Origin of the sequence: Hathewaya histolytica, from assembly GCF_901482605.1 — a bacterium.
GTDB classification, from domain to species: domain Bacteria; phylum Bacillota; class Clostridia; order Clostridiales; family Clostridiaceae; genus Hathewaya; species Hathewaya histolytica.
Genome location: NZ_LR590481.1, coordinates 2,285,831 through 2,299,081 on the forward strand (window position 1 = coordinate 2,285,831; position 13,251 = coordinate 2,299,081).

13 protein-coding genes are annotated in these 13,251 nt (G+C 27.7%); 4 read left to right on the top strand and 9 right to left on the bottom strand.

Annotated elements, in window-relative coordinates:
* Positions 1-71: 71 nt before the first annotated feature.
* On the bottom strand, positions 72-1,073 hold the full coding sequence (locus FGL08_RS11015; protein WP_138210835.1) for a CotS family spore coat protein: 1,002 nt from the start codon (positions 1,071-1,073) through the stop codon (positions 72-74).
* 131 nt (positions 1,074-1,204) lie between these two features.
* On the opposite strand from FGL08_RS11015, the gene FGL08_RS11020 reads away from it, so the two are divergent.
* Positions 1,205-2,329 (top strand): glycosyltransferase family 4 protein, encoded by a 1,125-nt coding sequence (locus FGL08_RS11020; RefSeq protein WP_138210836.1) that lies wholly within the window; start codon positions 1,205-1,207, stop codon positions 2,327-2,329.
* A 37-nt stretch (positions 2,330-2,366) separates the two neighbouring features.
* Here the strand turns inward: FGL08_RS11020 and FGL08_RS11025 are convergent, their stop codons facing one another.
* The 3 genes from FGL08_RS11025 to FGL08_RS11035 are packed head-to-tail and all read right to left on the bottom strand — an operon-like array spanning position 2,367 to position 5,208.
* The gene (locus tag FGL08_RS11025) at positions 2,367-3,401 is read right to left on the bottom strand and encodes a CotS family spore coat protein (RefSeq protein WP_138210837.1); all 1,035 of its coding nucleotides are present in this window, start codon (positions 3,399-3,401) and stop codon (positions 2,367-2,369) included.
* Between the two features lie 13 nt (positions 3,402-3,414).
* Positions 3,415-4,173: a spore coat protein gene (locus FGL08_RS11030; RefSeq protein WP_138210838.1), complete on the bottom strand. Its 759-nt coding sequence runs from the start codon at positions 4,171-4,173 to the stop codon at positions 3,415-3,417.
* Positions 4,174-4,200: 27 nt separating this feature from the next.
* The gene (locus tag FGL08_RS11035) at positions 4,201-5,208 is read right to left on the bottom strand and encodes a CotS family spore coat protein (protein WP_138210839.1); all 1,008 of its coding nucleotides are present in this window, start codon (positions 5,206-5,208) and stop codon (positions 4,201-4,203) included.
* 126 nt (positions 5,209-5,334) lie between these two features.
* On the opposite strand from FGL08_RS11035, the gene FGL08_RS11040 reads away from it, so the two are divergent.
* Positions 5,335-6,459 (top strand): glycosyltransferase family 4 protein, encoded by a 1,125-nt coding sequence (locus FGL08_RS11040; RefSeq protein ID WP_138210840.1) that lies wholly within the window; start codon positions 5,335-5,337, stop codon positions 6,457-6,459.
* An 88-nt stretch (positions 6,460-6,547) separates the two neighbouring features.
* Here FGL08_RS11040 and FGL08_RS11045 read toward each other — a convergent pair whose 3' ends face one another.
* The 3 genes from FGL08_RS11045 to FGL08_RS11055 form a co-directional block, all read right to left on the bottom strand.
* Complete coding sequence (locus FGL08_RS11045) at positions 6,548-7,717, bottom strand: galactokinase (protein WP_138210841.1); 1,170 nt, start codon at positions 7,715-7,717, stop codon at positions 6,548-6,550.
* A 25-nt stretch (positions 7,718-7,742) separates the two neighbouring features.
* Positions 7,743-8,726 carry a galactose-1-phosphate uridylyltransferase gene (gene galT, locus FGL08_RS11050; RefSeq protein WP_138210842.1) on the bottom strand — a complete coding sequence of 328 codons (984 nt, stop codon included), beginning with the start codon at positions 8,724-8,726 and terminating at the stop codon, positions 7,743-7,745.
* A 146-nt stretch (positions 8,727-8,872) separates the two neighbouring features.
* Positions 8,873-9,895, bottom strand: coding sequence for a LacI family DNA-binding transcriptional regulator (locus tag FGL08_RS11055; RefSeq protein ID WP_138210843.1), 1,023 nt, complete (start codon positions 9,893-9,895; stop codon positions 8,873-8,875).
* A 236-nt stretch (positions 9,896-10,131) separates the two neighbouring features.
* Here FGL08_RS11055 and FGL08_RS11060 point away from each other — a divergent pair, with 236 nt between their 5' ends.
* The gene (locus FGL08_RS11060) at positions 10,132-10,299 is read left to right on the top strand and encodes a small, acid-soluble spore protein, alpha/beta type (RefSeq protein ID WP_138211332.1); all 168 of its coding nucleotides are present in this window, start codon (positions 10,132-10,134) and stop codon (positions 10,297-10,299) included.
* A 53-nt stretch (positions 10,300-10,352) separates the two neighbouring features.
* Here the strand turns inward: FGL08_RS11060 and FGL08_RS11065 are convergent, their stop codons facing one another.
* The gene (locus FGL08_RS11065; protein WP_171012059.1) at positions 10,353-11,183 is read right to left on the bottom strand and encodes a class I mannose-6-phosphate isomerase; all 831 of its coding nucleotides are present in this window, start codon (positions 11,181-11,183) and stop codon (positions 10,353-10,355) included.
* 68 nt (positions 11,184-11,251) lie between these two features.
* The gene (locus FGL08_RS11070) at positions 11,252-12,553 is read right to left on the bottom strand and encodes an APC family permease (RefSeq protein WP_138210845.1); all 1,302 of its coding nucleotides are present in this window, start codon (positions 12,551-12,553) and stop codon (positions 11,252-11,254) included.
* 505 nt (positions 12,554-13,058) lie between these two features.
* On the opposite strand from FGL08_RS11070, the gene FGL08_RS13455 reads away from it, so the two are divergent.
* Complete coding sequence (locus tag FGL08_RS13455) at positions 13,059-13,202, top strand: hypothetical protein (RefSeq protein WP_171012060.1); 144 nt, start codon at positions 13,059-13,061, stop codon at positions 13,200-13,202.
* Positions 13,203-13,251 lie beyond the last annotated feature (49 nt).

Below are 13,251 nucleotides of genomic sequence, written 5' to 3' on the forward strand. Positions count from 1 at the left end.
GGTGCTACTTTTTATATTATATTATTTTACCATTATTTTTATAACTCCAATATATTTTAATTATATTACTTTTATAAATCAAAGTTCTTTTTAAATTCATTTATAAAATTTATATATGATTCCTTCTCATTTGATAAAGTTTGTATTTTTTTCATAAATGTATTTTGTATCCATGCAGTTTCATTATAATAATGGCGATTGGATAATCTCCAAAATCTCTGTGGGAACATTAAAAATGCATATATAACCTCATATTCTTCTTCTTTTAGTTTGCTTATTGAGTTATATGAATCTATTATAAGTTTAGCAATATCAATATCCCATTCTCTTCTTTTTAGGACTTTGGTAATAAAATTAGATATATCATAAGCTCTCAATTCTCTTTTACAATAATCAAAATCCACTACATTAATATTGTCATTTTCACCTACTATTATATTGTGATAAGTATAGTCATGATGGCAAAAACTTTTCTCATTTTCTGCCTCTACACATAGGGTTTCATAACTAGAGTTATTTAAAATTTCTCTAGCTTTTATACCTAATTCTTTGTAAAACTCCATATGTTTTAAATACTCGATATCAAAATCACTCTTCCTATTCTTCTTCTTCCTTACCATATTTCTCATTTTACCAAAGGAATTAACTCTCTTTTCCATTAAATATGGCCATCTTCCTAAATCGCTTTTTAATTTACTATTTTCTGGTGGTTCATAGCCCTTAGAAGAAACATGTAATTGTGCAAGTTTTTTAGATGCTATTATTATATCGTTATTATTATAAAAATCACACTCTCTCCCCTCAATCCATTGTGAAAGAGTATATATGTCTTCATTTACCAAAGCATAGGGATTTCCTTCTGTATTTAAATAGTATCTATCTATATCTTTAAATCCATTCTTTATTAGATGCTCTTTAGCACCATATATAAAGAACAATTTTTGGATTCCATAATTAATTCTTTTTAAGCACCTTTTACCTTTGTTTGTATTTAATTCATATATACCTCTATTAGGAATCATTTCTTCAATTTTAATATCAAACTGTCTTTCGATTTCTAGTTCTCTCATCATTGTTATCTACCCCCCTGTAAATTTATATGCAATCGATATAATATTTAGAATTAAGATTTTCTTCTTTATTACTAACAATTCAATGAAACTTTTAATATAATAAATTATATTCATATATAAGGAGTTTTATTATGAAAATTGGTATTGATGGAAGAGCTGCCAAATGGTATAGAGGAACTGGCATAGGAACTTATACTTATGAGCTAATAAATTTTCTTGGGAAAAACCCTGGAAACTTTTTTTACTATGTGCATATGCCTAGCGACATATCCTTTCCGAAATATAGTAATATGAACATACTAAAATCGAAAAATTATTATGAAAAAAATTTTTGGGATGAGGTTAGAAATCCTAATTCTATAGATTCTCTTGATATATCTCTATATCACGTACCTCAAAATGGAATAGGATTGCCACTTTCACAAAAATGTCCTTATATAATAACACTTCATGACATTATTCCCTGTAAACTTCCTAAAACAGTAAATCCTAAACTTTTAAATATATTTAACAGAACTATGCCTACTATTTTAGAAAGATCTAATGCTGTAATAACCGTATCAGAGTTTTCAAAACGTGATATTGTTGAAACATTTAATTATCCTAAAAATAAAATTTTTGTAACTCCTCTAGCAAGTGAAAGTATATATAAACCTTTAGATAAATTATATAGTAAAGATATAATCAAAAAAAATTATGGTATTGATGGTCCTTTCATCCTTTATGTTGGCGGACTAGGTATAAGAAAAAATATTCTTAGAGTAATTCAATCCTTTGAATTATTAAGAAAAGGTTATAAAAAAAATATAAAATTAGTTATAGCAGGTACAAAAGGACCTTTATATGAAACTTACAAAAAAGAAACTGAAAGGCTTTCCATAGAAAATGAAGTTATATTTCCAGGGTTTATATCTATGGAACATATGCCATACATTTATAATGCTGCTGAAATATTTATATATCCATCACTTTATGAAGGTTTTGGTCTCCCTACTATAGAAGCTATGTCTTGTGGTATTCCTGTAATAAGTTCTAATATTACCTCAATACCAGAAGTTACTGGAGATGCTGCCATTTTGATAAATCCACGAGATACCTATGCCTTAAGTAATGAAATGTATAATTTATTAACTAATAAGGAGCTTATGATTAAATTGAAAAATTTAGGAATTAAAAGGTCAAAACAATTTAATTGGAAAAATACTGCTTATAAAACAATGGAGTCTTATAAAATTCTATGCAATTCCAATAAATAAATTACAAATAAAACTGCTGATAATATAATCAGCAGTTTTATTTATTATGCAAAAACACATCATTGAATTTTTGTAAAAACTCTTCCTCTTCATCTTTAAAATCACATTTATTTATAGCTTTCTGTAAAAAACTACTGTATTCCCAGTCTTTTTGTCTAAAATAATAATTTCTAAATAATATAAACTTTCTATGGGGAAAACTCATAATGCCATGTAAAACTTCTAACTCATCTTTATCTATATAATAATTATTGCTATATTCCTCTATAATATACTTAGCCTTTTCTATATCGTACCCAAAACTTTTTATAACTCTATAAATATAATTAGCCATGTCATGTACTTTTAGATCTATAATAGCGTAATCAAAATCAATAAAATACGCCTCTTCATCTTTGATTATTATATTATGATATGCAAGATCATGATGGCAAAATGCTACTTTATCCTCTTTATTACAAATACTATAGTAGGAGGATTTATTTAATATACTTATACTTTCATTTGCTTTTTCTATTAAGTAGTCCACATTATCTAAGAAAATTTCATCAAGTTCTTTTTTTTCACGATAACTTAAAACCATATTTTTTAGTAACTTAATTTGATTTAACTCTTCCTGTAACTTCTCTATGATTTTCCCCCTATTATCCCTGTTTCTAAATTCACTATAAAATCCCTTTGAGCTTTTATGAAGTAATGCTAAAGTATCTGTTGCCAAAGTAACATCTACGGGATTACTATATACACACTCTCTTCCATTTATGAGATTTATCATACAATAATTTTCACCTTTATAAGTCTCATATATTTTCCCATCTATGGTTTTTCTAAAATTAAAAGTTCTCCTAAATCCATTTCTTCTTATATATTCTAATCCATGACTTATAAAATATAATCCTTCAACATCATAATCTAACTTTTTCAGTATAAAATCGCCTTCTTCTGTAACTACTATAAAAACTTTTCTAATAGGTATAACATCCTTAACCGTAAGATTAAACTTCTTAAACAGTTTTATATCAAGACAGTAGTCTTTCAAATACTCCCTTTCCTTATATCTGACTTCCATCATATAACCACTCCCTCTAAATCAGACTTTCCCCATCTTCTAAAATAGCCTTTTTAAGTTTCTTAACATACTTTTCTACAGACCAACTTTTTTTATTTTCTATATACTTATTACAACACTTCATAAACTCAGTTGGATAAGATACAAGAGAAATTATAAATTCCTCACTATAATCATCAATATTTTCTACATGGCAAAATTCCTTACATATAATGTACCAATTAAAATTATATTGCTCCTTACGAAGTTTATTAACTAGATGTATAATATCCATTTCTAATAAATTATAAGAAGCATTTTTAATGTTAATTATATTTATGTTATCCCCATAGGATTGTAGGTTATCTTTCCATATGTTTTGTATACAAATTTCTTTTCTCCTCATGCTCCTTAGAATTATTTCTATATAATATGAAGAATCCACAATTCTTAAAGAGTCCTCTGCCCTTTTAATATAAACATCACCAACTCTAACTAAAACTTCTTCAAATTCATTCATAGGCTTTGAGAGCTTTATCCTATCTATTTCTCTAGAAGCTCTTCTAAGATTAACTTTATATTCTTCTATCTCTCTCCCAATTTTATTAGGAAGCTTATTCTTTAAAAACATTTCAAATCCCATTGTTCTTTTATGAAACTCACTTACAGTCCTTAAATGTTCTATAACTTCTTTTTCTGTTATACTTTTTATATATTCTATCTTTTTAAAGCTATTTACTATATTAATATTATTTTTTATAAGATATTCCTTAAAATCTAAGATTCTAGGATTCATTATTTCACCACCTTATACACCGTAACTTTAATTAAAAACGTCTAACTTTATAAAATCATTAATAAACTCTTCTCTTTGTTCTATATCTAAGACATATCTTTTTAGCCTCTTTATAAATGCTTCTTCTTCCCATGGCTGCCTTTCCCAATAATATTGTATTCCAAGTTGCCAATAAGCCTGCGGAAACTCCATAAATCCTGCCATAACTGGAATCTCATTATTATATATTGGATTTATTTCATCATAAATTTTTAGAATATCTAAAGCATTAAAAATACTCCATTTACCATCCTTCATTCGTCTTATGAGAAGACTACATAAATCATGTAAATGAGTATCCAGTATACAATAATCAAAATCTATTAAATATACATTGTTTTCCTTATTAATTAAAACATTATGGTTAGCATAATCATGGTGGCAAAAACCATTGTTTTTCATTTCTTGCCTCATTAATTTCTCATAGGAACTTCTCTGTAATTTTGTTATAGATTTTTCACATCTCTTTAATTCTCTTTCCATAATACTTAAATATTCCATGTCGAAGAGGCTCTTATTACTTTTTTCAGAAATTCTTCTTTTAAAATCTAAAATTTCGTCTTTCCTTGTACTAAATGTTTTTATCCATCTAAGCCACCCTATTCTTGGTTTCATATTTTTATTCACACTAAATCCCTGAGAGCTTAAATGAAGTTTTGCCAAATTAGATGTTGCAAGATACATATCTACAAAATTATCATAGTTACTCTCTCTGGCATCTAACCATGGATTAAGATATGCATATTTACCTAGAAAACTTATATAGTCCATTCCATCTTTTGTAGGAATAAACTCAGGTATTCTATCATAGCCATTGCTTTGAAGATGTTTCATTGCTTTATATATATAAATGAAATGAGAAAATTCATATTTTATAACCTTTAACGCATAAAATTTATTATCAGCTTGAATCTTATATACATTTTTTATTTTTTCTATGTTACAAACTTCTAAATTATAATTTTTCTCTACTAGGTTCTTTATTTCCTCAAACATAGATTTAATGCCCCTATTAATTGCTATATTTTAATATATGAGTATGCTTAAATTATTGTGCTAGCACAACTTTAATAAGAAGTTAATATAGTATTATATATGTTATAAATGTTAGGGAGTGATCTCATGAAAATTGCTATAGACTGTAGAGGTATTAATTGGTATCATGGCACTGGTATAGGTACTTATACAGATAACTTATTAAAAAATCTCCTAAAAATAGATGACGAAAATTATTATCACTTATTTTGGTCAGGTTTAGGATATGAAAAATATGAAAAATATAATGCAAACTTTATAATGTCTTCCGAAAAACACCATAGATTTTTTCAACAACATATTTTCCCTAATAACATTGAAAATGAAAAAATAGACATATATCACGTACCTCAAAATGGAATAGGTCTTTCAAATAATATAGATTGTATAAAATTCGTAACAGTTCACGACTTAATTCCTTATGTAATGCCTGAAACTGTAGGTAAGGGATATTTAAATAAGTTCTTAAAAGAAATGCCTTATATAATAGAAAATTCTGATGGAATACTCACTGTTTCAGAGTTTTCTAAAAAGGATATATTAAGATTTTTTCCTGTAGATGAAAATAAAATTTTTGTAACGCCTTTAGCTGCAAATAAAATCTTTAAGCCCTTAGATCCACTGTACTGTAAAAATTATATTAAAGAAAAATATAATATTACAAATAAATTTGCAATGTATGTAGGTGGTTTTAGCGATAGAAAGAATGTCCATTCTCTTATAGAAGCATTCTCTAAAGCTTATAAAAATTTAGATGAAAAGTTTAACCTTTTCATTATAGGTTCTTATAGAGATCCAAATCAAAAACTAGTTAGGCTAGCCGAAAGTTTAGGTATGGGTGAGAAAATAATTTTTACTGGATTTATCCCTGAAGAAGAATTGCCTATTTTTTATAATGCAGCTTCTGTTTTCATTTATCCATCTTTTTATGAAGGTTTTGGTCTTCCTCCCTTAGAAGCAATGAGTTGCGGAACTCCTGTTATTTCTTCAAACCTTTCCTCAATTCCGGAAGTTGTTAAAGGTAATGGAATATTAATAAATCCACATATAAAAAAAGACTTAGAATATTCTATAGAAAATGTTCTAAATAATAAAAATCTAAGGGAATCCTTAAGAAAAAAATCCTTGGAAGGTTCAAAAGAATTTTCTTGGAAAAACACTGCAGAACTAACACTAGAATCATATAATAAGATTTATAATAAAATGATTTAAAACTTATTATATCTTGGATCATGACTTATTATTTTATAAAAAACAAAAATGCTTGTAAAATATATTAATATATTTTACAAGCATTTTTTTAACTTAATTTCCTGGTGCCCCCGCCTATGCCACTTAAATAAAAACTTGGTTCATGTCCTATTGTTTCTCTATATCCAATTCTTACTTTTGTGATAAAATCATTCACAGCTTCCTTTTTTACTATAGCTATGGCGCATCCCCCAAATCCAGCTCCAGTCATTCTAGCGCCAATGCACTCCTTTACCTTTAGAGCTTCTTCAACAATTGTATCAAGTTCTAAACCTGTTACCTCATATAAATTTTTTAATGATTTATGAGACTCAACTAATAAATCACCAAATTCTTTTAAATCCCCCTCAATTAAAGCCCTATATGCATCTTTTACCCTTTGGTTTTCATGAATAACATGTTCTGCTCTATTCCTTATTATATCTTTTTTTAATAACTTCTTATATTCTATAAATTCCTCTTTGGAAATCTCACATAAGTTAGTTATATCTCTTTTCATTTTAATTGTATTTACTGCTTCATCACACTCTGCTCTTCTTTCATTGTATTTCGATTCATTTAATGCCCTTCTCTTATTTGTATTCATAAGTACTAGAGTATAATCCTTTAAATCCAAATCAGCATATTTATATTCTAGGGTATTACAGTCTAACAATATAGCTTTATTCATTTTTCCCATACCCACTGCAAATTGATCCATAATGCCACAATTTACACCTACAAATTCATTTTCAGCTTTTTGGCATAGTCTAACTATATCCACCATTGGTATTTTACAATCATTAAAAAGGTCATTGACTATATGTCCAATTAATACTTCTAAAGATGCAGATGAAGATAATCCTGCTCCATTTGGTATATCACCACTTACCAAAATATCCATGCCTTTAATTGTAAATCCTCTATCTTTCATTACTTTTAAAACACCCTTACAGTAGTTAGCCCAGCCATCTTTTTTTTCATACATTATGTTATCTATATCTAAAGACACCTTGAGATCAAAATTTGTAGAAGCTAAGTTTATTCTGTTACTATTATTTTGCCTAACTAGACCATAAATACCAAGGTCCAGAGCACAAGGGAAAACCAGACCACCATTATAATCTATGTGTTCTCCAATTAAATTTACTCTTCCAGGAGAATGAAAACAAAATATTTCATTCTTAAAATTTACCCCGTATATTTCATTAAAACTCTTATTAAGATTTATTAATTCCATAATATCCCCCTATACTACCCTATAATTAATTATTTGTATTCATAAATCTTTTATATGCATCTCTTAATTCTTGTGCAGTTTCCTCAACAGCCCTTGGATTACAAGCAGCCCAAGCCCCCGTTTCTGAAGATGCATTAAATTTAATTTTATCTTGCGACCTTAATGGTGGATAAAATTCTACGTGAAAGTGATAATAATCATCATAATTTCCATATTCTTCAGAATTAACTGGCGCCTGATGAATACACATCATATAAGGAAATACCCTGTCAAATAAAGCATCAAAAGTCCCTGAAACTTTTCTGAGAATATCAGCAAAATTATTTTTCGCTCTTTCATCAAAATCTATTATTTTACTGTAATGATCTTTTGCCACTATAAATATGCCATAAGGATAGTCCGTAAAAAATGGAATATATGCTATAAAATCTTCATTTTCCATTACAATTCTACTCTTAAAATCCACTTCTTCCTTATTCATCTTACAAATAAGACATTCTGAATTTTCCTCATAATATTCCCTACAAGAATTTAATTCTGTTTGAATTTTTAAAGGCATTACAGAATATCCATATATTTGTCCATGAGGATGAGGCATCGTAACCCCTACCTCTTCCCCTCTATTTTCAAATTGTAATATATATTTTATATTTGTATCTTTAGATAATTCTATATATCTTTCACACCATAAGTCTACTAACTTTCTTATATGATCTACTGGAAGGTCACTTAGTACCGCATTATGATTTTGAGAATAAAGTATAACCTCACACTTTCCATAGGCCTTTTTTATTTTATAGAATGAGCTCCCCACCTCATCTGGTTCTGATGGATCAGTACACAAAGCCGGAAAATCATTTTCATATTTTAAAACCTCATAGTCCTTTGGAACTTTTCCCGATCCTGGACAAAATGGACACCAATCCTTTGGCATCTGAGGTCTGTTCTGCCTATGTGATGCAACCATAGTCCAATCTTTTAACAACGGATTCCACCTTAATTCTGCCATAAAAAAACCCCCTTATTAAGAAAACCTTTTCTATATCTTTAACCACAAAAATTATTTTACTCAATTATAACACATTAATATTATTAAAGTAAAAAAACATAAATGCACTGAATAAAATATATCAATACTTTTATGTCTTCTAACTTTTACTTTTTATTATTTTCTCCACAGCTTTCTCTTAATATTAGCTTAGTTTGAAGTTCTATGCTAACTTTAGTTTTATTACTATTATCTATCATTTCCATTAGGTGTACAGATGCTTCTTTGGCTACCTGCATCATATTTTGATCCACTGTGGTAAGCCTTGGTCTTGTCACACTAGAAAGTATGGTATTATCGAAACCAATAATAGACATATCTTCTGGAACATTTATACCAAGTTTTGAACAAACATTTAATATTCCAATAGCCATAAGATCATTACATGCAAGAACTGCAGTAGGTCTTTTTTCCTTATCTAATAATTTTTCAAATAGAATTTCTGTATTTTCTACAACTTCTATACTATTTCCCTCACCAACATTTAACACCTTATCATAGGATAATTTATGTTCCTGTACTATGTTTTTATAAACCTCTTCTTTTATATCATAAGAAAGGCTCTTATTACCTCTAACAAATAATATGTCCTTATGTTTCAATTTTAAAAGATACTTAAATGCCTCAATTGTACCTTTCCTTTCATCATAAGTAACAGAGTTATACTCATCATCTTTCCATGATCCTTTTATAACTATTGTAGGTAATACTTTTGATATTTTCTTGTAATAACCTTCCTTTAAATTATCTAAATTAGGGTCTATAGATATAATTCCATCTACTTGTCTTGAAATAATATCTTCAATTAATTCCTTCTCTTCTTTGGCACTACCACAAGTATTACACAATGAAATGCTATAACCAAATTTTTTTATACATTTTTCTATGCTTTCAACTATAGTTGAAAAAAACAAATTTGTAATTCCTGGAACCAATACTCCTATAACACAAGTTTTTTTAGTTATTAATCCTCTAGCCATTATATTCGGTCTATAATTAAGTTTATCTATAGCCTTTTCTATTTTTTCTCTAGTTTCCTTTTTTACTGGGTAATTGTTATTAAGCACTCTAGATACAGTAGTTATTGAAACTCCTGCCTCTTTAGCTACATCGTTAATTGTTACTGGCATGAGGTCACCTCTTTACTATTTATTTGAATTTTCGCTAAATTTCCACTAACTACATATTATCAAATTTTTAATTGTATTTCAATATTTTTTAAATTTCATTTTTATTTTTTTGTTTTTTCTTTGTATTTTAACCTTTTGCACCATAAACTTACATAATATTTATTATAAATTTGATAATACTAAAAATGTACTAAAATTTCGGGGAGGTGAAAGCTTCTTTTACAGAGGCTAATATAATGTCACATAAAAATAATAAAAATAGTAAACAAAATAAAAAAGTAAGTCAAAAAACAAGAACCGAATTAGAGAAAATGAAAGTTGAAACTGCAAATGAAATTGGTGTAAATAATGAATCTAAAAAACTTGGTAAAACTTCTGGTGAAGGTGCTAAAAGAAATAGGTAAAAGTTAATTTTAGTATATACCTACTTCCTACCAACTTGAAGTAGGTATATATTTTATTCTCCAGTTTTTATAAATTCTATATTTCCCTTAATTTCATATTCTATGCCTGACTCAATAAAGAAAGTATCTTTCTCCTTAAGTTCTAGTACTTCCCCTGAACTCAAATTCTTAATTTCCCCTTCTCCTTCTAAAATGAAAATACATTGAAACTTATCCAAGGTTTCAAAAACTCCACTCTTACTTACACGTATTTTTTCTATTATAAATTCATTACTTTTAAAAATCTTAAAATCATCAATCTTTTTAATATTTAAGTTATTTTTTAAATCAATTACATGTAATGCCTTTTCAAGATGTAGTTCTCTACCCCTATTATAGTCATATATCCTATAAGTTATATTGCTATTTTGCTGAATTTCCAAAAGTTCTATTCCAGCACCTATAGCGTGTATAGTTCCTGCTGGTATATATATAAAATCTCCTCTTTTCACCGGGACCCTATGCACAAATTCTTCTATAGTTCCATTATATAATATATCCTTAAGTTTTTCATAACTTACATTTTCTTTTAACCCGTAATATATATATGAGTTCTCCTTAGAATCCAAAATATACCAACATTCACTTTTTCCATTATCCTTTTCTACCATTCTTGCAAACTCATGCCCTGGATGAACTTGAATTGATAAATCTTTTATTGCCATTATATTTTTTACTAGTATAGGGAAATCTTTAAAATTCAAGTATTTCCATAAATTTTTCTCTTCTATATCATAGTTTTCTATTATAGATACTCCCTCTTTATGACAGCATAAGTTCCAATCTTCCCATCCCCATGGTTTACGTTTGTGTACTGCATTTAATTTCAATATTGAATTTTTCATATAAAAAACACTCCCTAAACTACTTTTATTATTAAAGTATTCAAAGAGCATTTCTATTGTTAATGATTTTAATTTTTATTATTTACAAAATAATATACAACTAGGCCGGATAAGGTTATTGCTATGCCTATAAATGAATTAAATGGGTTACTTTTAATTGTAGCTACTAATATATATACTCCACCTAATCCACCAAGTATAGGTACTATAGGATATAATGGTACTTTATATGGTCTTTCTTTTTCACTATATTTCTTTCTTAAAATAAATACAGAGAAAACTCCTAGTGTAAAGAATATCCAAAGTACAAAAACAACCATATCTGTTAAGGTATTAAAACTACCACTAAATATATATATTAATGATATAACAGTCTGTAATATTAATGCATTAATAGGGGTATTGAATTTAGGATGAACTTTTGACAATATCTCTGAAAACGGTAATTCTCCTTTACTTGCCATAGCAAATGGTGTTCTAGCTCCACTCATCAAATACCCATTTAATGTACCAAAAACTGATACCATAATTCCTAATATTATAAATACAGCTCCTTGATTTCCAAACAAAATTGTAGCTGCATCAACGGCAGGCTCTTTTGATATTATAATTTTATCAAATGAAAGAATCTTTAATATAGCAAAATTAAAAACTACATATGTAAAAATAACAGACAAAACCCCTAAAATAATTGATCTTGGTAAATCCCTTTTAGGATTCTTTAATTCACCAGCCATATTAGTAACATATATCCATCCATCATAAGCCCAAAAAGTTCCTAATATGGCTGTGCCAAACCCTGAACTAAATGATGCATCTTTCATTGATATTACAACTTGTGCCTCTCCTTTAATAATTCCGAAAAAAACTAAAATTATTATAGGCAATAACTTTCCTATAGTTGATACGGATTGAATATAACCACCATATCTAGTACTTATAATATTTAAACAAGTTAGAAGTATTAAAACTATTGCTGCAAACACCTTTAACATAATGCCACTCATAGGTATAAAAAAAGATGCAAAAGTCATAAAAGCTATAGAAAGTGCAGCATAAATCGCTGGTGCACCTATAATAGTTTGAACCCATCCCAACAAAAATCCAACTTTCTTTCCATATAACTCTTCTAGATAAATATATAATCCTCCTGTTTTAGGTATAGCTGTACCTACCTCAGCAATAGTAAGTGCGGAACATAAGGTTATAACTCCTCCTATAATCCACGCCCACAACCCCATAATTCCAGAACCAGCATTCTTAAATACTATACCCAATTTAAGAAATATACCTGATCCAATAATAGTTCCAATAACCAAAAATAATGCATTAAAAAAATTAACGGATTTCTTTAAATTTTCCTTTTCCATATTTCCCTCCATATTCGACCTTTTATGGTTTCATCTTAAGCGTAATATTATTTATTCTATCATATTTTAAGTTCAATTCAATATTTTTTTTAAGTTATATGTTGTCATTTTTTATTATAATTTCTAAATTAGAAATTAATTATATTATAATCTATATGTGTTATAGAAATTTCAAATAGATACCCTATTGAAAATTAGTTTTATTTATATTATTATAAGTATAAAGCTAAATTTTGATTGTTTTTATCATATAATAAAGTTTATTATATAACTTTTATAATTAAATAAAATCTGTACCCATTAAAAATGAAAAGAGGTAATCTATATGTCAATAGTTAAGATAAGCGAAGTTGCTTTAAAAGAATTTAAAGAACTTTTAAAAGACAATAAAATAGAGACTAATACTGTTAGAATAGTTATATCAGGCATTGGCTGAGGTGGTCCAAGATTTGGACTTGTTCTGGATGAACAAAAAGAAAATGATGTTTTTGAAAAAGTTGAAGATATGACTTTCCTTGTAGAAGAAGATATAAATAAAGAATATGGTTGTTTACAAATTAAATCTGGTGAAGAAAATGGTTATGGTGGCCTATCTATCGAACCAGAAACTTCTTCTGGCGGATGTGGAAGTTGTTCAAGCTGCGGCTAAAATAATAAAAGGGATTCTATAGTTTTTATAGAGTCTCTTTTTATTTTGA